General features: G+C 69.8%; 21 protein-coding genes. 14 read left to right on the forward strand and 7 right to left on the reverse strand.

The genetic code is table 11. The features are described 5' to 3' along the window. The first annotated feature begins 23 nt into the window (after positions 1–23). Positions 24–1,100 carry a 3,4-dihydroxy-2-butanone-4-phosphate synthase gene (gene ribB, locus MKK82_RS22645; protein WP_238285560.1) on the forward strand — a complete coding sequence of 359 codons (1,077 nt, stop codon included), beginning with the start codon at positions 24–26 and terminating at the stop codon, positions 1,098–1,100. A 10-nt stretch (positions 1,101–1,110) separates the two neighbouring features. Here the strand turns inward: ribB and MKK82_RS22650 are convergent, their stop codons facing one another. Beyond that, on the reverse strand, positions 1,111–2,040 hold the full coding sequence (locus tag MKK82_RS22650) for a histone deacetylase family protein (protein ID WP_238285559.1): 930 nt from the start codon (positions 2,038–2,040) through the stop codon (positions 1,111–1,113). A 182-nt stretch (positions 2,041–2,222) separates the two neighbouring features. Between MKK82_RS22650 and MKK82_RS22655 the strand changes: the two genes are divergently transcribed. The 8 genes from MKK82_RS22655 (at position 2,223) to MKK82_RS22690 (ending at position 8,909) form a co-directional block, all read left to right on the forward strand. Continuing rightward, positions 2,223–2,801 (forward strand): L,D-transpeptidase, encoded by a 579-nt coding sequence (locus MKK82_RS22655; protein ID WP_238285558.1) that lies wholly within the window; start codon positions 2,223–2,225, stop codon positions 2,799–2,801. 162 nt (positions 2,802–2,963) lie between these two features. Further along, positions 2,964–3,404 carry a hypothetical protein gene (locus MKK82_RS22660; RefSeq protein ID WP_238285557.1) on the forward strand — a complete coding sequence of 147 codons (441 nt, stop codon included), beginning with the start codon at positions 2,964–2,966 and terminating at the stop codon, positions 3,402–3,404. Positions 3,405–3,504: 100 nt separating this feature from the next. Beyond that, positions 3,505–5,508: an acetyl/propionyl/methylcrotonyl-CoA carboxylase subunit alpha gene (locus tag MKK82_RS22665; protein WP_238285556.1), complete on the forward strand. Its 2,004-nt coding sequence runs from the start codon at positions 3,505–3,507 to the stop codon at positions 5,506–5,508. Positions 5,509–5,973: 465 nt separating this feature from the next. Next, a complete protein-coding gene (locus MKK82_RS22670) occupies positions 5,974–6,405 on the forward strand; it encodes a gamma-glutamylcyclotransferase family protein (RefSeq protein ID WP_238285554.1) in 432 nt (143 codons plus the stop codon). A gap of 157 nt (positions 6,406–6,562) precedes the next feature. Then, positions 6,563–7,411 (forward strand): formate/nitrite transporter family protein, encoded by an 849-nt coding sequence (locus MKK82_RS22675; RefSeq protein ID WP_238285553.1) that lies wholly within the window; start codon positions 6,563–6,565, stop codon positions 7,409–7,411. Between the two features lie 53 nt (positions 7,412–7,464). Beyond that, complete coding sequence (locus MKK82_RS22680; RefSeq protein WP_238285551.1) at positions 7,465–7,749, forward strand: acylphosphatase; 285 nt, start codon at positions 7,465–7,467, stop codon at positions 7,747–7,749. A 93-nt stretch (positions 7,750–7,842) separates the two neighbouring features. Beyond that, the gene (locus MKK82_RS22685; protein ID WP_238285550.1) at positions 7,843–8,604 is read left to right on the forward strand and encodes a DUF599 domain-containing protein; all 762 of its coding nucleotides are present in this window, start codon (positions 7,843–7,845) and stop codon (positions 8,602–8,604) included. Continuing rightward, complete coding sequence (locus tag MKK82_RS22690; RefSeq protein ID WP_238285549.1) at positions 8,601–8,909, forward strand: DUF3253 domain-containing protein; 309 nt, start codon at positions 8,601–8,603, stop codon at positions 8,907–8,909. The genes MKK82_RS22685 and MKK82_RS22690 overlap by 4 nt, the downstream gene beginning before the upstream one ends. On the opposite strand, the gene MKK82_RS22695 is transcribed toward MKK82_RS22690, so the two are convergent. The 5 genes from MKK82_RS22695 to epmA all read right to left on the reverse strand — a co-directional run bounded on the left by MKK82_RS22695 (position 8,846) and on the right by epmA (position 13,151). Continuing rightward, the gene (locus MKK82_RS22695) at positions 8,846–9,673 is read right to left on the reverse strand and encodes a YdcF family protein (RefSeq protein ID WP_238285548.1); all 828 of its coding nucleotides are present in this window, start codon (positions 9,671–9,673) and stop codon (positions 8,846–8,848) included. The genes MKK82_RS22690 and MKK82_RS22695 overlap by 64 nt on opposite strands. 6 nt (positions 9,674–9,679) lie before the next feature. Continuing rightward, entirely contained in the window at positions 9,680–10,327 is a 648-nt protein-coding gene (locus MKK82_RS22700; protein WP_238285547.1) for a dimethylmenaquinone methyltransferase, read from the reverse strand. A gap of 100 nt (positions 10,328–10,427) precedes the next feature. Next, positions 10,428–11,039: a glutathione S-transferase family protein gene (locus tag MKK82_RS22705; protein ID WP_238285546.1), complete on the reverse strand. Its 612-nt coding sequence runs from the start codon at positions 11,037–11,039 to the stop codon at positions 10,428–10,430. A 4-nt stretch (positions 11,040–11,043) separates the two neighbouring features. Next, positions 11,044–12,099 carry a lysine-2,3-aminomutase-like protein gene (locus MKK82_RS22710; protein ID WP_238285545.1) on the reverse strand — a complete coding sequence of 352 codons (1,056 nt, stop codon included), beginning with the start codon at positions 12,097–12,099 and terminating at the stop codon, positions 11,044–11,046. Further along, a complete protein-coding gene (gene epmA / locus MKK82_RS22715; RefSeq protein WP_238285544.1) occupies positions 12,096–13,151 on the reverse strand; it encodes an EF-P lysine aminoacylase EpmA in 1,056 nt (351 codons plus the stop codon). The genes MKK82_RS22710 and epmA overlap by 4 nt, the downstream gene beginning before the upstream one ends. A gap of 206 nt (positions 13,152–13,357) precedes the next feature. Here epmA and efp point away from each other — a divergent pair, with 206 nt between their 5' ends. Then, positions 13,358–13,981, forward strand: a complete 624-nt coding sequence (gene efp, locus MKK82_RS22720; protein WP_238285708.1) for an elongation factor P — start codon at positions 13,358–13,360, stop codon at positions 13,979–13,981. A gap of 12 nt (positions 13,982–13,993) precedes the next feature. On the opposite strand, the gene MKK82_RS22725 is transcribed toward efp, so the two are convergent. Then, positions 13,994–15,007, reverse strand: coding sequence for a DUF1624 domain-containing protein (locus MKK82_RS22725; RefSeq protein ID WP_238285542.1), 1,014 nt, complete (start codon positions 15,005–15,007; stop codon positions 13,994–13,996). Positions 15,008–15,356: 349 nt separating this feature from the next. Here MKK82_RS22725 and MKK82_RS22730 point away from each other — a divergent pair, with 349 nt between their 5' ends. From MKK82_RS22730 to MKK82_RS22745, 4 genes are all read left to right on the forward strand, one after another. Further along, on the forward strand, positions 15,357–15,962 hold the full coding sequence (locus MKK82_RS22730; protein ID WP_238285541.1) for a cold-shock protein: 606 nt from the start codon (positions 15,357–15,359) through the stop codon (positions 15,960–15,962). 158 nt (positions 15,963–16,120) lie between these two features. After that, positions 16,121–16,612, forward strand: a complete 492-nt coding sequence (locus tag MKK82_RS22735; protein WP_238285540.1) for a DUF192 domain-containing protein — start codon at positions 16,121–16,123, stop codon at positions 16,610–16,612. A gap of 120 nt (positions 16,613–16,732) precedes the next feature. Next, positions 16,733–17,137, forward strand: coding sequence for a hypothetical protein (locus MKK82_RS22740; RefSeq protein ID WP_238285538.1), 405 nt, complete (start codon positions 16,733–16,735; stop codon positions 17,135–17,137). 90 nt (positions 17,138–17,227) lie between these two features. Next, entirely contained in the window at positions 17,228–18,100 is an 873-nt protein-coding gene (locus MKK82_RS22745; RefSeq protein WP_238285537.1) for a dienelactone hydrolase family protein, read from the forward strand. Positions 18,101–18,112: the final 12 nt, after the last annotated feature.

Consider the following 18,112-nt stretch of genomic DNA (forward strand, 5'->3'; position numbering starts at 1 on the left):
GCCCCAACGACCCGAGAATGCCCGTGCCCCACTGCACTGTCACCGAGGCCATCGCGGCCTTCGCCCGCGGCGAGATCGTGGTCGTCACCGACGACGACGACCGCGAGAACGAGGGCGACCTCGTCGTCGCCGCCTCGCTCTGCACGCCGGAAAAGATGGCGTTCATCATCCGCAACACCTGCGGCATCGTCTGCGCGCCGATCACGCAGGACGAGGCGCGGCGGCTGCATCTCGCCCCGATGGTCGCATCGAACGACGCGCCGCTCGGCACGGCGTTCACCGTCACGGTCGACGTCAAGCACGGCCTGACCACCGGTATCTCGGCCGAGCAGCGCTGCAACACGGTGCGGGCGCTGGCCAACGGCAACATGGGTGCGGGCGACTTCGTGCGGCCCGGACACGTCTTTCCGCTGATCGCCCGGGACGGCGGCGTCCTCATGCGCTCGGGGCACACAGAAGCGGCGGTCGATCTCTGCCGACTGGCGGAGCTGCCGCCGGTGGGGGTCATCTGCGAACTCGCCAACGACGACGGCACCGTGATGAAGGGTCCGCAGATCGAGGCCTTCGCCGGCCAGCATGGGTTGAAGCAGGTGTCGGTGGCCGATCTCATCGCCTACCGTCAGGCGCGCGATCGGCTGGTGGAGCGGGTCGGGCATTTCCCGGTGCGCTCCAATCATGGGGACGTGACCGCCTACGCGTTTTCCACACCCTTCGAGTCGATCCAGCAATTCGCCTTCGTCATGGGCGAGATCGGCGACGGCCGGGACGTGCTGGTGCGGCTCCACCGTTCCAATGTCGCCGCCGACGTGATCGGCGGCGGCAAGCAGATCGACGCGGTCCTGAAGCGTTTCGCGTCGACCGGGCGCGGCGTGCTGGTCTACCTGCGCGACGGCGCGGCCGGCGTTCCGGTGAAGAACGTCACGGATGAGGGCACGGAAGCGATACGCGCCCGGCAGTGGCGCGAAGTCGGTCTCGGTGCCCAGATCCTGCGCGATCTCGGCGTGGTCTCATTCCGCAACCTCGCGACGACCTCGCGGGCCTATGTGGGCCTCTCCGGCTTCGGCATCGAGCACCTCGGCGACGAACCCCTCGACGGGTGAGGGGACGCCGTCACCGGCCCATCAGCGCGTCCACGTGCGCGGCGGCGGACTTCGCCAGGCCTTCGAGACTGTACCCGCCCTCGAGGACGGACACGATCCGCCCGTTCGCGCACCGATCGGCCACATCCATGAGCCGCCGCGTGGCCCAACCGAAATCCTCCGCCTCCAGGCGCAGGTTCGCCAGCGGGTCGAGCCGGTGGGCATCGAAGCCCGCCGAGATGACGATGACGTCGGGCCTGAAGCGCTCCAGGCGCGTGAGGATGCCGGCCTCGAACGCTTCACGGAACACCGCACCGTCATCGTTCGGCCGGAGCGGCACGTTGACGATCGTATCCTTCTCACCCCGCTCGGAGGCGGATCCGGTGCCCGGATACAGCGGCATCTGATGCGTGGAGCAGTACAGCACCGCGGCATCGTCCCAGAAGATGTCCTGGCTGCCGTTCCCGTGGTGGACGTCCCAATCGACCAGGGCGACGCGCTCGGCGCCGTGCTTCTCCCGGGCGTAGCGGGCGGCGATGGCGGCGTGGTTGAACAGGCAGAACCCCATCGACCGCGTGCGTTCGGCGTGGTGGCCGGGTGGACGCATGGCCACGAAGGCGTTGCGGCACTCACCCCCGATGACGGCATCCAGGGCGTGGGTGGCGCCGCCGATCGCCCGGAGGGTCGCCTCCAGGCTGCCGGGCGACAGGATGGTGTCGGAGTCGATTGACACCATGCCGGTCTCCGGCACGGCTGCGACGACGGCGTCGACGTAGGATCGTGGATGCGCGAGCGCGGCGGTCTCGAGCGCGGCCCGCGGGGCGGACGCCCGAACCAGGCCGGCGAAGCGCTCGTCCTCGAGGGCGCGCTCGACGGCGCGCATCCGGGCCGGCCGCTCCGGATGGCCTTCGGGGACTTCGTGGTCGAAGCTGGCGGGATGGCTCACGTACAGGGTGGTCAAGACGGTCGCTCCCGGATGCGATCCTGTCGCGCGCCCGCAACAGGAGCCCGCAATGTGCCACGGGCGCAACGCGCGGACTACGGCCGCGTGCCCGCTGATCCTATGGTTGCGCAAATCTTCCGTTGAATAGACCTGCGGTGGCGGACCGTTCGAGATCGGAAACGGCCGCGGGGGAGGGGATCATGCGCATCTTAGCGGCGCTCGCCTGCATCATGGGCCTGACCGGCTGCACCTTCAAAGGCGTGCCCGATCCGACCCTGTCGTCCCGCGACGCAGCGTTCATGGCGCTCGTTCCCGAGGCGGAGTTCGATCCGCATTTCGCCCGGTATCAGGTCAGCGACCCGACGCATCAGCCGCCGGGGACGATCGTGGTCGAGACCCAGGAGCGACAGCTCTACCTTGTCCTGCCGGACGGCAAGGCGATGCGCTACGGCGTGTCGGTGGGTGACGAGGCCTACGGCTGGTCCGGCACCGCCCGGATCGACCGCAAGGCGGAATGGCCGGCCTGGAACCCGCCGGCCGAGATGATCAAGCGCTGGCCGCATGTCCATGCCATGGAGGGCGGACCGATGAATCCGCTCGGCGCCCGCGCCCTGTACCTCTCCGATCACGGCAAGGACACGCTCTATCGGATCCACGGCACCAACGAGCCGGAGAAGATCGGGCAGGCGGTGTCGTCGGGCTGCATCCGGATGCGCAACATCGACGTCGTCGACCTCTACAACCGGGTCCCGGTCGGGGCCACGGTCATCGTCCGGTAACGCAACTGATCAACGTCCCAATAAGCCTGCTTGATCGCGGCGTGTTTACCTGAACTTCCGTTCAGATCTGGCCATTAACCTCTGGCAGGGAAGCCGTCCCGTAAGTTGAAGACACACAGGGACAAGCACCGGCCGCAGCAAAGGTCGGAGGAGCAGGCAACCATGACCATGATCTCCGTTCAACAGTTCTGCAACCATGCGGTTTCGGCGGGCGCGATCAGCGACGAGGACCTGCTGGTCCTGAAGCGCGAGGTCCTGCCGGAGGGCTTCATGAGCCGCGAGGATGCCGACCTCCTGATCGCCCTCGAGCGGGCGGTGATCGGCTCCGACGCCTTCGCGGACTTCTTGGTGGCCTCGGTCGTCGACTTCGCCGTGTGGGGCACCCGGCCGACGGGCTACATCGATCGCGACGTCGCCGTTTGGCTCGCCGCCTCGCTGAGCGGACGTGAGGGCCCGAGCGCGGTCGGCGCCCGGATCGCCATGGAAGTGGTCCGCGAAGCGCAGGGCAGCGCCGAATCGCTGATGGTCTTCGCGCTGGAAGCCAACCGCCGGATCCGCGACGCGGTCCAGCCCGCCCGCATGACCTTCGCCCTCGCGGCCTGAGGCTTCGACCAAGGCGCAGCTTCCGTCCGCCGCGCATCTGATCTATCGGGACAGTCAAGCCGGTGTGCAATCCGGCGATCTCGAAAGCAGTGCGCCAGCGATGTTCGACAAGATCCTGATTGCCAACCGGGGCGAGATTGCCTGCCGGGTCATCAAGACCGCCCGAAGGATGGGCATCAGGACCGTGGCGGTCTACTCGGACGCCGACCGCGACGCGGTCCACGTCGCCATGGCCGACGAGGCGGTTCACATCGGGCCGGCTTCAGCCTCCGAATCGTATCTCGTCATCGAGAAGATCGTCGAGGCCTGCAAGAAGACCGGCGCCCAGGCCGTGCATCCCGGCTACGGCTTCCTCTCCGAGCGTGAGGCCTTCCCGAAGGCCCTCGAAGCCGCCGGCATCGTGTTCATCGGCCCGAATCCCGGCGCCATCGCGGCCATGGGCGACAAGATCGAATCCAAGAAGGCGGCGGCCGCCGCGGAGGTGTCCACCGTGCCGGGCTTCCTCGGCGTGATCGAATCGCCCGAGCACGCCAGGACGATCGCCGACGAGATCGGCTACCCGGTCATGATCAAGGCGTCGGCGGGCGGCGGCGGCAAGGGTATGCGCATCGCTTTCTCGGGCGAGGAGGTGGCGGAGGGCTTCGCCCGCGCCAAGTCGGAGGCGGCCTCCTCGTTCGGCGACGACCGGGTCTTCATCGAGAAGTTCATCACCGACCCGCGCCACATCGAGATCCAGCTGATCGGCGACAAGCACGGCAACGTCGTCTACCTCGGGGAGCGCGAGTGCTCGATCCAGAGACGTAACCAGAAGGTGATCGAGGAGGCCCCGTCGCCGCTTCTCGACAAGAAGACCCGGCGCAAGATGGGCGAGCAGGCGGTCGCGCTTGCCAAGGCCGTGAACTACGATTCGGCCGGAACGGTCGAGTTCGTCGCCGGACAGGACAAGTCGTTCTACTTCCTCGAGATGAACACCCGGCTGCAGGTCGAGCATCCGGTCACCGAGATGATCACCGGCCTCGACCTCGTCGAGCTGATGATCCGGGTCGCGGCCGGCGAGAAGCTGCCGATCACCCAGGACGACGTGAAGCTCAACGGCTGGGCGGTGGAGAGCCGCGTCTACGCCGAGGACCCGACCCGCAACTTCCTTCCGTCCATCGGCCGACTGACCACCTACCGGCCGCCGGAGGAGGGCCAGCAGGGCAAGGCGATCGTCCGCAACGATACCGGCGTCGAGGAGGGCGGCGAGATCGCCATCCACTACGACCCGATGATCGCCAAGCTCGTCACCTGGGCGCCGACCCGCGGCGAGGCGATTTCCGCTCAGGCCGAGGCGCTGGACGCCTTCGCCATCGACGGAATCCGCCACAACATCCCGTTCCTATCCGCTCTGATGGCGCATCCCCGCTGGCAGGAGGGGTGCCTCTCCACCGGCTTCATCGCCGAGGAGTTCCCGGACGGGTTCACCGCCCCGGAGCCGGCGGGTCCCGTGGCGATCCGCATGATGGCGGCCGCCGCGGCCATCGACCACAAGCTCAACCAGCGCAAGCGCGGCATCTCCGGCCAGATGCGGGCTCCGGGCCTCTTCGCGTTCGAGCGCGACCGGGTCGTGATCCTGGCCGGTCAAACCTTCCCCGTCACCGTTGAGACTGAGGGCGAGGATCTCTTGGTCACCCGCGAGGACGGGACGGCCCTGACGGTGGCCAGCGTGTGGCGCCCCGGCGAGCCGGTCTGGATCGGGACGATCGGGTCGGAGCGTGTGGCGATCCAGGTCCGTAGCCTGCTCAACGGCGTGTTCCTGCAGCATGCCGGCGCGGCCGCCGAGGCCCGGGTCTACACCCGCCGCGAGGCGGAACTCGCCGCGCTGATGCCAGTCAAGGAGCAGGCGGGCTCGGGCAAGCAGGTGCTCTGCCCGATGCCCGGCCTCGTGAAGCAGATCCTGGTCGCCGAAGGCCAGGAGGTGAAGAACGGCGAGCCGATCGCCATCGTCGAGGCCATGAAGATGGAGAACGTCCTCCGGGCTGAGCGCGACGCGAAGGTGGAGAAGATCCACGCCAAGGAGGGCGACAGCCTCGCGGTCGACGCGGTGATCCTCGAGTTCGCCTGAGTGCAACGCGCGATGCCGCCGCTGCCGTGAGCACCAGTCCCGGCGCCATCCTGACGGGCAGACAAAGCTGTCGGCGACGGCGCTGAACGATGTCGCGGTGGCCGAGGTCGTCATCGGCTTCGTCATGCCGATGACGGCGCTGAGCTCCGGCGATCCGAATGCGCCGGAGGAGCTGTCGGGGCAGGTTTTCGCCGCGACGTCGTAGGACGGAGCCCTATCGGTCCAATCTGAGTCCCTGGGCCAGATTTCCGACGGCGGCTCACCCCGTGGCATCCCTGCTGGAGATGCCGTCATCACGGAAGACGGCCTCCGAGGTTGCTTCGCAGCACCGGGGATCGGGGGCTGGGACCGACTCCATGAAGATCTGCGGCTTCGGACGGCGTCGTGCGGCCCGCCGCGGTATGACGGGGACATCGGTCCGCGGCGCGGCGCGGACCGCGTCGAGGAACTAAACGGCACCACCGCATGCCCCTTTACTTCGCCTACGGCGCCAACATGGATGCCGCCGCGATGGCCCGGCGCTGCCCGGTTTCGCGCCTGATCGGGGAAGGCCTCCTGACGGGACATCGCTTCATCGTCATGCGCGAGGGCTACGCCTCGGTGGTTCGCGATCCCCGCCGCGCCGTCTGGGGCGTCGTCTGGGACCTCGCGCTCGATGACATACCGGCCCTCGACCGCTACGAGGGCGTGGCGGGCGGCCTCTACACGAAGGCTACGCTGCCGGTCAGGACCGAGGCCGGTATCCGGCGCGCCCTCATCTACCTCGGATGCTCCACCGCCCCCGGCCGTCCGCGGCCCGGATACCTCGAGGCGGTCGTCGCCGCGGCGCGCGCGGCGCAATTGCCCCCGACCTACATCCGCGAGCTCAGCAGTTGGACGCGGGGACTTACGGCCTGACGGTTCGGCAATGGGCCGGCACTTGGTACGCGACGTGCTTTCCCCGGATCGAGCTGGAGGGCGAGCGGCAGCACCGTGCCCGGCCAGCCATCCGTGATTGCGCAGCGCGCCCGTCGGTCAACGCCGATCGGCCGGCGCCTGTGAGGGAGCATGTCGCATGTCGTATCTGGCGCCTGCCGATTTCGTGAAAAAAGCCGTCGACGCCGGTGAGGCGAAGGTCTTCATGGCCACCAAGGACACCTTCATCCGAGCCTACATGGCCGGCGCGATCCTGGCGCTGGCCGCCGCCTTCGCGGTGACCATCAACCAGACCACCGGACAGCCGCTGGTCGCGGCGCTGCTGTTCCCGGTCGGCTTCTCGATGCTGTACCTGCTGGGCTACGACCTGTTCACCGGCGTCTGCGTGCTGACGCCTCTGGCGCTGATCGACAAGCGGCCCGGCGTCACCGTGGCCGGCGTCGCCCGCAACTGGGTGCTGGTCTTCGTCGGCAATTTCGCCGGCGCCCTCACGACGGCGGTGATGATGTCGATCGTGTTCACCTTCGGCTTCGCCACCGAGCCCAACGCCGTCGGCAAGCTGATCGCCGGGATCGGCGAGGCCCGCACCCTCGGCTACGAGAAGTACGGCGCCTCGGGCATGCTGACGCTCTTCGTCCGGGCGATGCTGTGCAACTGGATGGTCTCCACGGGCGTGATCGGCGCCATGCTGTCGACCTCGGTGCCCGGCAAGGTGATCGCCATGTGGATGCCGATCACGGTGTTCTTCTTCATGACCTTCGAGCACTCGGTGGTGAACATGTTCCTGTTCCCGTCGGCGATCCTGATGGGCGGCCACCTGACCGTGATGGATTACCTGATCTGGAACGAGATCCCGACGCTGGTCGGCAACATCGTCGGCGGTCTCGCCTTCACCGGCCTGATGCTCTACTCCACCCACGTTCGTACCGGCGCACCGCGCAGCGCCGCGGTTGGCGCGAGCCTCCGTCACCCGATGGCGGCCGAGTAGGACAACGGAGGCCCGCGCAGTCGCGCGGGCCGTGCCCGGTGGAGACGGACCTGATGAGCGCGACGCGCACCGTTTCCATCATCGTCCGGGGCCGCGTCCAGGGCGTCTCCTACCGGGTCTGGACCCGCTCCGAAGCCCGCGCGCGGGGATTGCGCGGTTTCGTGCGCAACCGCGACGATGGATCGGTCGAGGCGCTGTTCAGCGGACCGGCCGACGCCGTGGCGGCGATGGAGACCGCCTGCCGGTTCGGACCGCCCGGGGCGCGCGTCTCCGACATGGATGTCCGTGAGCGCGACGACCTCGCCGCGCCGGAGGGCTTCGAGATCCTGCGCGACTGACCTCCGCGGTGCTGGCCAGTCCGGGCGGGTTCTGAACGGGGCTTCGGGCTGCTATGGCACCGCGACCCCTCGCGAATCCGCCGTCCGGAGATCATGAACGACCTGACCGTCGGCAGCACCGCCTTCTCGCCCCTGGATCTCGGCGCGCTCCTCTACTTCATCCTGGCCTGGATGGCGTACGGGCTCTCGGTGGGGCGCCTGCGCGGGCGCATGGTCTCGCTCAGCCAGATCATGAACGGTCACCGCTCCAACTGGGCCCGGCAGATCATCGGGCGCGACAACCGCGTGGTCGACACGCAGATCAACGCGTCCCTGCAGAACGGCACCGCCTTCTTCGCCTCGACCTCCCTCATCGCCCTCGGTTCGGTGCTGACCCTGTCGCGCTCCGGCGACGACGTGCTGAACCTCTTCGCGACGCTGCCCTTCGGCACGGTGGCGAACCGCCTGACCTGGGAACTGAAGGTCGCCGGCCTCGCGGTGGTTTTCGTCTACGCCTTCTTCAAGTTCGCCTGGGCGTACCGCCTGTTCAATTACGCGGCGATCCTCCTCGGGGCCATCCCGTCGAAGGGCTCGGGCGCCAGCGAGGACGAGATGATGCGGGCGGTGCGGCGGCTCGCGGCCATGAACGTGACCGCCGGACGGCATTTCGCCCGCGGCCAGCGGGCCTTCTTCTTCGCGCTCGCCTATCTGGGCTGGTTCGTGAGCCCCTACGTGCTCATCGTCTCGACGACGGCGGTCGTCGTCATCATGTGGCGGCGGCAATTCGCCTCCGAAATCCGCAAGGCTCTGCTGGAGGCGGGGGAGGGACCCCACGAGGGGCCGCTGCCGATCTCCGCGAAGGATATCAGGTTATGACCGACGCCAAGCCGGACGATGCGGCGATCGAGACGACGATGCTCAGCCTCGTGGCGGAGCGCGGCGCCGACAAGACCGTCTGCCCCTCGGAGGTAGCGCGGGCCCTCGGGGGTCCGCATCCGGACGGCTGGGGGCCGCTGATGCAGCCCGTGCGCCGCGTCGCCGTACGCCTCGCCCATGCCGGCCGGATCGCGATCCTGCGCAAGGGGAAGCGGGTCGATCCGGACGATTTCCGCGGCATCTACCGGCTGGCGCTCCCGGGGGCGGGCGCTGGCTCCGGGCCGGGAAGCCAGTCGGGCGTGTAGCCGGACCAGCGGTAGGCGGCCAGGCCGACCCACTCCTTCACGGCGAGGTCGAGCTGGAGCAAACCGTCCGAGGCGAAGCCGTTGACGCGGGTCAGGTCCGACCAGCCCCGCGTCCGGTAATCCACCGGGAAGGCGTCGACTGTGAACCCGGCCTGCCGGAAACAGCCGATCGCCCGGGGCATGTGCCACGCCGATGTCACGAGGAGCCAGCGTTCCCCCGGCTTCGGCTGGACCAGCGCCGCCGTGAAGGCGGCGTTCTCGTACGTGTTGCGCGAGCGGTTCTCCAGGATCAGCCGCGTGCGGGGAACGCCGATGACGTCGGCCTGCCGGCTGATGACATCGGCCTCGGCGACGCCGCCGCCGATGAAGCCGCTGCCGCCCGAGAAGACGAGGCGCGCGCCGGGGAAGCGCCGGGCGAGCTCGGCGAGGTAGATCGGCCGTTCGCCGGCATCGTTCACGACGACCTGATCACGGGCCTCGGATAGGCCCGCCTCGACGGCGCCACCGAGCACGATGATGCCGGCCGGGGCCGGGGCGTCCGCGGGAAAGGGTGCGAAGCGCTGCTCCAGCGGCAGCAGGAGCGCTTCGGAGAGCGGCGCCAGACCGCCGAGCGCGAGGCCGAGGGCCCCGAGCGTCGCCAGACCGGTTCCGGTGCGCCGCAGCCGCGTCGTCGCCGACAGTAGAAGCCCGGCGAGGACGGTGAAGATGAAGAGGTTCGACGGGGTGATCAGGAAGTAGATCACCTTGGAGGCGGGAAAGAACACGGGCGATCAGGCCGGCTTCGTCTCGGCCTCGAACCGGGCGAGTGCCGCGGCATCGGGCGGCAGCAGGCTCGCGAGGCTCTCGCCCCGCTCGGCCTCGCGCTGGATCCAGAGATCGAGCCGCTGCTGCTCGACGGCCTCCAGGGCGACGCGCTCGGCGAGCGCGACCGGGAGGGCGACGATGCCGCTCTCGGTGCAGACCACGATATCCCCGGGATGGATCGCGGCGCCTCCGCACGCGACCGGCTCCTGCACGGACACGAGGGCCAGCGTCCCCGCCGCCGCTTCCGGCGCACTCCAGACCGGCAGCCCGACCACCTCCGGCAGGGCGGCGTCCGTGACGAGGCCCGCGGCGCCGCACTGGCCGAGCCGCGCCGCGAGGATCGCACCGAACGGCAGGGCGAGACCGGAGGCGGCTGTATCGATCACCACGATCGCGCCCTCGGGAATGGCGTCGACCGCCGCCGCGAGGTCGCCCACCGCATCGCCGCGGGCCGGGATCATCCGCAGCGTGTAGGCCTCGCCGATCGCGCGCTCGCCGCGGCCGGCCAGCCCGCGCGGGCTGAAGGCTTTCACGCCCGCGCGGGTGAGGGCGCGGGCGAGACTGGCCGGCGTCACGGCGGAGAGCGCGTCGCGCAAGGTCGGGTCGATCGCCATGGGGAACTCCGTCACGGCGGCCCGCTGCGGGCGGCGCGCCTTGCCAAGGTATATCTGCCAAGGTGTATCGGGCGGGCGCGCCGGCAAGCCCGAGGCGTGCTCAGCCGACCGGTTCGCCCAGCGCCCGCGCGGCGCCCGGACGCGCGGCGATGCTGTCGTACCAGCGGCGCAGCGCCGGGCGCTCGGCCCGCTCGGCCGGCAGATTGAGCCAGCGATGTGCCGCGCAGCCCAGGGCGATGTCGGCGATGCCGAAGCGATCGCCGGCCACGTAGGCCCGGTCGGCGAGGTGCCGCTCCAGGATCGCCGCCATCCCCTCGCTCCTCTTCAGGGACTCGGCGACGAGGGCGTGGTCGGGATCGGCGGACCGGAAGAGTTGCCAGAACGCGTCGCGCATGGCCGGCGTGAAGCTGGTCGACTGCCAGTCGATCCACTGCTCCGCGTGGGCCCGCGCGCGGGGAGCCTCCGGCAGCGCCAGGGCGGGGACGGTCGCCGCCAGGTAGCGCAGGATGGCGTTCGACTCCCAGAGGACGAAGCCGTCCTCCTCCAGGGTCGGGACCAGACCGTTCGGATTCAGGGCGCGGTAGGCGGGGTCGTTGACCACGCCGTGCGCACCGCCGGCCTCGATCCGCTCGTAGGCGAGGCCGGCCTCGTCCAGGCCCCAGACCGCCTTCTGCACGTTGACCGAGGTGAGCCGTCCCCAGAGCCTGCGCATCGTCTCAGAGTTCTCCGTCACGTTTCGGCGGGTAGGCGTGCTCGCGCCCGTTCGGATCTGTCACCTGCAGGCCGTCCGCGGCCTCGCGCAGGTAGCCGGGACCGACCGGGACCTTGCCATGACCGCCGGGGATGTCGAGCACGTAGGTCGGCTGCGCCAGCCCCGAGAGACGCCCGCGCAGCGACCGCATCAGCGCCTGGCCCTCGGCGACGCTCGTGCGCAGGTGACCGGTCCCGGGGGCGAGGTCGCCCTGGTGCAGGTAGTAGGGCTTGATCCTGTTCTCCACGAAGGCGCGCATGAGCGCCTCCAGGGTCGCGGCCTCGTCGTTGACGCCGCGCAGCAGCACCGATTGGCTGACCATGGGGATCCCCGCGTCGACCAGCCGCGCGCAGGCGGTGCGGGCCTCCGGGGTGAACTCCCGCGGATGATTGGCGTGCAGCGCCACGAAGACCGCGCCCCGGAACTGCCGCAGCGCCTGCACCAGAGCGTCGGTGATGAGGGCCGGCTGGACCACGGGCACGCGGCTGTGGAGGCGCATGACCCGCACGTGCGCGATGCCGGCGAGGCGCTCCGCGATCACGCCGAGCCGGCGGCTCGAGAGGGCAAGGGGATCTCCGCCCGTGAGCACCACCTCCCAGATCCGCGGATCCGCCGCGATGTAGGCCAGGGCGGCGTCGAGTTCGGCGTCGGTCAAAGTCCCGAGACCGTTCGGTCCGACCATCTCCCGGCGGAAGCAGAAGCGGCAATAGACCGGGCAGACGTGCAGGGGCTTGAGCAGCACGCGGTCCGGGTAGCGGTGGACGATCCCGGTCACCGGCGCGTGGGCGGCGTCGCCGATCGGATCCGCGCGCTCCTCGGGCTCGGTGACGCTTTCCCGGGCGACGGGAACGAACTGTCGGCCGATCGGGTCGTCCGGGTCATCGGGGTCGATCAACTCGGCCATGTCGGGCGTGACCGATACGGCGTAGCGCGCGATCACGGCGCGCAGGGCCTCGGCGTCGAGGTCGGAGACCAGCCCGGCGGCGGCGAGATCGGCGGCGCTGCGCAGGACACGGTTCACGGCAGGGTCTCCACGACCGGGGTCCAGATCACGTCGTCGATGCGGCTCGCCCCGCAGGCGAGCATCGCGAGCCGGTCGAAGCCCAGGGCGATCCCGGCGGCCTCGGGCATGTGCCCGAGCGCGGCGAGGAAGTCCTCGTCGATCGGGTAACGCTCGCCGTAGACCCGGAGCTTCTCCGCCATCTCGGCCTCGAAGCGGCGGCGCTGTTCCGCCGGGTCAGTCAGCTCGCCGAATCCGTTGGCGAGTTCCACACCGCAGGCGTAGAGCTCGAAGCGTTCGGCCACGCGGGGGTCGTGCGCCGCCGGGCGGGCCAGGGCCGCCTCGCACACCGGATATCCATACAGGATGGTCGGGCGCCCCATCCCGAGATGCGGCTCGATCCGCGCCACCAGGACGCGGGAGAACAGATCCGCCCAGGTGTCGTCGGCGGCCACCCGCAGACCTGCGCCGATGACGGCGTCGGCGAGGGCGTCGCGATCCGTCTCTCCGCTCGGCGCCACGGTTGCCAGCAGATCGATGCCGGCGAAGCGCTCGAAGGCCTCGGCCAGCGTCAGCCGCTCCGGCTCCGCGCGCGGGTCCGCCTCCCGACCCCGGAAGGTGAGCCGGCAGATACCGGCGGTCTCGGCGGTGAGGCTCAGGAGGGCGGCGCAATCCTCCATGAGCGCCACGTAGGCGGCGTCGGCCCGGTACCATTCCAGCATGGTGAATTCGGGGTGATGCAGCGGCCCTCGCTCGCGGTTGCGGAACACGCGGGCGACGCTGAACAAGCGCGGCTCCCCCGCGGCCAGCAGCTTCTTGCAGGCGAATTCCGGCGAGGTGTGCAGGTAGAGCGGCGTGCGCGCCCCGCTGGCGCCCAGGGCCTCGGTGGCGAAGGCCGACAGGTGGGCCTCGTTGCCCGGCGAGACCTGCAGGCAGGCGGCGTCGACCTCGACGAACCCGCCGGCGTCGAACCATGCGCGGAACGCGGCCAGGATGCGGTTGCGCAGGAGCAGCGCCGGGCGGCGATCGACGTGGCGGTCCGGCGACCACCAGGAATCGGCCGGCTGGCTCATGACCGGCCCCGGGTTCCCGGCGGCGATCCTCGTCGGTCGGGACGCGATCGGCTTCGGTCGGATTGCTCGTTCCCAGGCACGTCCGATCCTTGGCCCTGACCCTGGCGGGGCGCTACCGCCCTCGTCGCGACGCGCAGCCCGCCCCGGAGGCTTCACACCCGCGCGCTGGCAACCGGGCCGCAGATGCGATAGTGGCGGGGACCGAGATGCAGCGCCCGCGCTTGGCGCGTGCCGCCCCCCTTGTCAATGCAGGACGTCATTCCGTGAAGGTGATCGCTTCAACGCTCCGTAAGGGCAACGTCGTCGAGAAGGATGGCAGGCTTTACGTGATCCTGTTTGCCGAGAACATCCATCCCGGCAAGGGCACCCCGGTGACCCAGCTCGACATGCGCCGCATCACGGACGGCGTGAAGGTGTCGGAGCGTTACCGCACCACCGAGCAGGTCGAGCGCGCCTTCGTGGAGGATCGCGAGCACACCTTCCTGTACAGCGACAGCGAGGGGTTCCACTTCATGAACCCCGAGAATTACGAGCAGATCGCCGTTCCCAAGGACGTGGTCGGCGACGCCGCCCCGTACCTTCAGGAGGGCATGGCCGTGATGCTCTCGGCCCATAACGGCGTGCCGCTGACCATCGAGTTGCCGCAGCGCGTGACGCTGGAAGTCGCCGAGACGGAGCCGGTCCTGAAGGGCCAGACGGCGTCGTCCTCCTACAAGCCCGCCACACTGTCGAACGGCGTCCGCACCACCGTGCCGCCGCACATCGCGGCCGGAACCCGCGTCGTCGTCATGACGGCCGACGGTGCCTATGTCGAGCGCGCGAAGGACTGATCCGAGGATCCGTCAGCGCGTCCCCTGCGCGGCCCGCTCGATGGCCGCGTAGCAGCCCTGGGAGAGGGCCTGCGCGCGCAGGCGCTCGGATCCGCTGAACGGCCGTCCGTCCTCCCGAAACAGGTCCTCGCGCATCAACGCCTCCGAGGTGCAGCGGGCGGCGATCCGGCAGAGGGGCAGCTCGCCGCCGGTACGGGTGCAGATCGTCGCGTAATCGGCCCGGAAGGCCCGGACGCCGGCCCGCGGGTTGGGGCCGGTCAGCGTGACGAGGCCGGTCAGCAGCGCCAGCAGCACCGGCTGGTGAATGAGGTAGATGGCGAGGCTGTGACGTCCCGCGAAGACCGCCGATCGGGCGAAGGGCGACGCCGGTTGCCAGGCGCCGAGTCGGGAATCCGCCAGCCGCGGTAGGCCGATCCGCCCGAGCACGATGCCGGACAGCACGAGGCCGAACCACGGGAAGAGCGGCACGTAGTCGTTGGTCCGCGGCGTGACTGTCCCCAGTCCCAGGAAGAGCAGTGCCGGAGCGTCGAGGATCGGCGCCCGCACGAATTGCGGCGCGGCGATCACCGCCGCCGCCGCGAGCGCCGTGACGGGCGCCGGTAGGAACAGGAACGGCAGGCCGACCACGCTCGCGACCGCGATGCAGTGCAGGACGCCGAAGAACACGAAGGCGTCCGGGAAGGCGACCCAGGTTCCGATTGTCACCGCCAGGGCCGCGGCGCTGATCCGCCCCAGCCGCAGAAGCGTCGGCCTGAGGCGGATTCCCCGGCCGTTCATCAGCACCAGCCCGACGCCGACGAGCACCAGGAAGGTGCCGGCGATCAGTTCGGCGGCGAGCCGTCCGGCCGGCGTGCCCGCATAATTCTCCCCGGTCAGACGCAGATGACCGAGGTCCCAGAGCGTGTGGTAGGTCGCCATCGCGGCGAGCGCGGCGGCGCGGGTCGCATCGACGATCGGGAGACGGCGGCGCGTGAGGGCGGCGCCGGGTGCGGTGGCGGGACGGTCGAGGGCGATGTCTGCGCGCATGAGCCGATCCCAAACCATGTCGGCGGTGCAGATGCCATCCCGTCGCCGGCGACGGGGGACCTGACCGCGCGGGGTGCCGATCCGCTCTCGAAAACGTGACACGCGGTCAGGGTTGGATCCCCCTTCCGGTCGGCCGCCTTCGGTCACGAAATCGGCCCTGTGGTGATCGAACCGGAGCCCCGTTCGGCGCCCCTGCTGCGACCGATCGACTGTTGCTGCGCCGCCTCCCAGGGCCAAGATTGCATCTCGTGCGGCCTTTTCTGCCGGTCAAATGGGCTTCCCGGGAATCAGGACTTCGTTAATCTTGCCTTGAGAGCGCGCGGCGTGATTCGGTGTAGGTTGCTCGGCCATGTCTGACGAACGCGGAAGCGGGGCTGAGAATCCCGAGCGGATCGTGGGTCTTCGGACCGACGAGACCAACCCGCACGAGGAGGAGGCGCTCGACCTCGTCGAGGTGGCAGGCCGCATCAAGTGGTTCGACATCTCCAAGGGCTTCGGCTTCATCGTGCCGGACGACGGGGCGCCGGACATCCTGCTCCACGTCACCTGCCTGCGGCGGGACGGCTTCCAGGCGGCCAGCGAGGGCGCGCGCATCGTCGTGGAGGCCGTGGAGCGGCCGCGGGGTTGGCAGGCGTTCCGGGTGGTCTCGCTCGATCAGGCGACGGCGCTGCATCCCTCCGAGATGCCGATGCCGCGCACCCACGTCTCCGTGACGCCGACGAGCGGGCTGGAGACAGCCGTGGTGAAATGGTTCAATCGCCTGCGCGGCTTCGGATTCCTGACCCGCGGCGACGGCACTCCCGACATCTTCGTCCACATGGAGACGCTGCGCCGGTACGGCATCGCCGAATTGAAGCCCGGCGATGCGGTGCTGGTGCGGTACGGGGACGGGTCCAAGGGCGTCATGGCCGCCGAGGTGCGGCTGATCGACGGGGCGCTGCCGGCCTCCCACTGACGCGGCAGGCTCACGAGGCCGCCGCGTCGACGCCCGACAAGGCCCGACCTGACGAGGCTCCGCCTCGACCGGATCGGATTCCCTCTGCGGGCGTCCTGGTCTATGTCGGCGCACCCGGCCGAGCAGTTTGCGCGTCATCCCATGAGAGGCCCGAGCCCGTGAGAGTCCTGTCCCGTGCCGTCTCGGCCGCCGCGCTGGCCTGCCTGAGCCTCGCCGCGTCCGCGCCCTTCCCCGCCGTCCATGCCCAGGCGGCGCGGGCCGCGACCGCCAAGTCGGAGCCCTTGACGATCGTCACGCAGTCCGGTCCCCGTCGCTTCGACGTGGAGGTGATGCGCGACGATGCCGGGCGGTCCCGCGGCCTGATGTTCCGCCGGAGCATGGCGCCCGATCACGGGATGCTCTTCGATTTCGAGCGGGATGAACCCGTCACGATGTGGATGAAGAACACCTATCTCCCGCTCGATATGGTCTTCATCCGGCCCGATGGCACTATCAGCCGCATCGCCGCCGATACGGAGCCGCTCTCGACCGCCATCATCCCGTCCGGCAGTCCGGTCGTCGCCGTCCTCGAGCTCAACGCCGGGACAGCGGCGAAGCTCGGGATCAAAGCCGGCGACCGGATCGAGCATCCCTTGTTCAAGGCGCGCTGACAGGCGCCGCGCGATCAGTGAACGCATCGGGAACAATCGCCTTGACCGCCGCAGAGATCCGCGCCAGTGTTCCGGCAATGTTCCGGGAGGCCGGGACGGTGCTCCAGCGCGGAGGATCCGATGAGCGACGTGGCCGGGGCCGAGCTGTTCGGCAATGACGATTGGTCGGTGCAGGCGGACGGGATCGAGCACCGCGCCACCGGTTATTTCATCGCCCGGGAGGTCGTTGCGGCGCGGCGGGCGGAGGGCCTGTGGGACTGGCCGCTGCAGATGGCCGAGAAGCGCTGGTGCCGGCCGAGCCTGTTCCGCGAAGCGTTCCTCGCCGCCCTCGACCGGTTCGGGATCGGACGCGACGCCGACCTACTCCGCTCCTTCGCGCTCGGCTACGGCATCCGGGCCGTGATGTCGCCGGCCGCGGATGTCTTCGTGAGCCTGGCCGACGTGCTGCAGCCGCGCGACGCGCCCGAGACCGTCCGGACGGCGCACCGACGGCCGGCCCGCGCGCTCGCCGCCGCAGGGGCGTGACGACCTCGGCGCCTTTGCCGCCGGGCCGATGAATTGACCGCGACCTGCATGCCCGGATAGCCCTCCATATCGGGGTTTGGGAGCGTCCTTATGGCAGAGCAGGATCAAGCGGGACTCGACGGGTTGATCACACCGCCGCTGTCACGGCGCGGCTTCGTGATGACGAGCCTGATGAGTGGCCTCACGCTGGCCACGACCCGCGTCGAGGCTCAGGTGATCCATACCGACACCGCGGGAATCGAGGCCGGCGAGGTGAAAATCCCGGCGGCGGACGGACCGATGCCCGCTTATCGCGCCGTTCCCGAAGGGGCGGGTCCCTTCCCGGTCGTCCTGGTGATCGAGGAGATCTTCGGCGTCCACGACTACATCAAGGACGTCTGCCGGCGTCTCGCCAAGGCCGGCTACTGCGCGGTTGCCCCGGAACTGTATGCCCGGCAGGGTGATCTCTCCACGATGACGGATGCCAAGGTGATCATCCGGGACGTTATCTCGAAGACGCCGGACGCGCAGTGGATCGGCGATCTCGACGCCACCGCGGCCTGGGCGGCCTCGGCCTCCAAGGGTGATCTGAACCGCCTCGGCGTGATGGGCTGGTGCCGCGGCGGACGCGACGTGTGGCTCTACGCCGCGCATCGCCGCGACCTCAAGGCGGCGGTCGCCTGGTACGGACCCGTCGGCGGCGAGCGCACGGACATCCAGCCGCGGACCGCGGGTGACGTGGCCGCCGAGATCAACGCGCCGCTCCTCGGCCTCTACGGAGGCGCCGATACCGGCATCCCGGTCGCAGCCGTCGAGGAGGCCCGCGACAAGGCGAAGGCGGCAGGCAAGAGCGTCGAGCTGGTGGTCTATCCCGACGCGCCGCACGGCTTCCACGCCGATTACCGCCCGAGTTATCGTCGCGAGCCCGCCGAGGACGGCTGGAGCCGGGCGCTCGCCTTTCTCAAGGCGCACGGCGTCGGCTGACATCGTCGATCT

The organism is Methylobacterium sp. E-046 (assembly GCF_022829625.1).
Taxonomy (GTDB): Bacteria; Pseudomonadota; Alphaproteobacteria; order Rhizobiales; family Beijerinckiaceae; genus Methylobacterium; species Methylobacterium longum.

Bases quoted from the DNA above. Each gene is read 5' to 3' on its own strand.
- MKK82_RS22655 (WP_238285558.1), top strand. From the start codon at position 2,223: ATGCGCATCTTAGCGGCGCTCGCCTGCATCATGGGCCTGACCGGCTGC.
- MKK82_RS22660 (WP_238285557.1), top strand. From the start codon at position 2,964: ATGACCATGATCTCCGTTCAACAGTTCTGCAACCATGCGGTTTCGGCG.
- MKK82_RS22665 (WP_238285556.1), top strand. From the start codon at position 3,505: ATGTTCGACAAGATCCTGATTGCCAACCGGGGCGAGATTGCCTGCCGG.
- MKK82_RS22670 (WP_238285554.1), top strand. From the start codon at position 5,974: ATGCCCCTTTACTTCGCCTACGGCGCCAACATGGATGCCGCCGCGATG.
- MKK82_RS22675 (WP_238285553.1), top strand. From the start codon at position 6,563: ATGTCGTATCTGGCGCCTGCCGATTTCGTGAAAAAAGCCGTCGACGCC.
- MKK82_RS22680 (WP_238285551.1), top strand. From the start codon at position 7,465: ATGAGCGCGACGCGCACCGTTTCCATCATCGTCCGGGGCCGCGTCCAG.
- MKK82_RS22685 (WP_238285550.1), top strand. From the start codon at position 7,843: ATGAACGACCTGACCGTCGGCAGCACCGCCTTCTCGCCCCTGGATCTC.
- MKK82_RS22690 (WP_238285549.1), top strand. From the start codon at position 8,601: ATGACCGACGCCAAGCCGGACGATGCGGCGATCGAGACGACGATGCTC.
- MKK82_RS22700 (WP_238285547.1), bottom strand. From the start codon at position 10,327: ATGGCGATCGACCCGACCTTGCGCGACGCGCTCTCCGCCGTGACGCCG.
- MKK82_RS22705 (WP_238285546.1), bottom strand. From the start codon at position 11,039: ATGCGCAGGCTCTGGGGACGGCTCACCTCGGTCAACGTGCAGAAGGCG.
- epmA (WP_238285544.1), bottom strand. From the start codon at position 13,151: ATGAGCCAGCCGGCCGATTCCTGGTGGTCGCCGGACCGCCACGTCGAT.
- efp (WP_238285708.1), top strand. From the start codon at position 13,358: ATGCAGCGCCCGCGCTTGGCGCGTGCCGCCCCCCTTGTCAATGCAGGA.
- MKK82_RS22725 (WP_238285542.1), bottom strand. From the start codon at position 15,007: ATGCGCGCAGACATCGCCCTCGACCGTCCCGCCACCGCACCCGGCGCC.
- MKK82_RS22730 (WP_238285541.1), top strand. From the start codon at position 15,357: ATGTCTGACGAACGCGGAAGCGGGGCTGAGAATCCCGAGCGGATCGTG.
- MKK82_RS22740 (WP_238285538.1), top strand. From the start codon at position 16,733: ATGAGCGACGTGGCCGGGGCCGAGCTGTTCGGCAATGACGATTGGTCG.
- MKK82_RS22745 (WP_238285537.1), top strand. From the start codon at position 17,228: ATGGCAGAGCAGGATCAAGCGGGACTCGACGGGTTGATCACACCGCCG.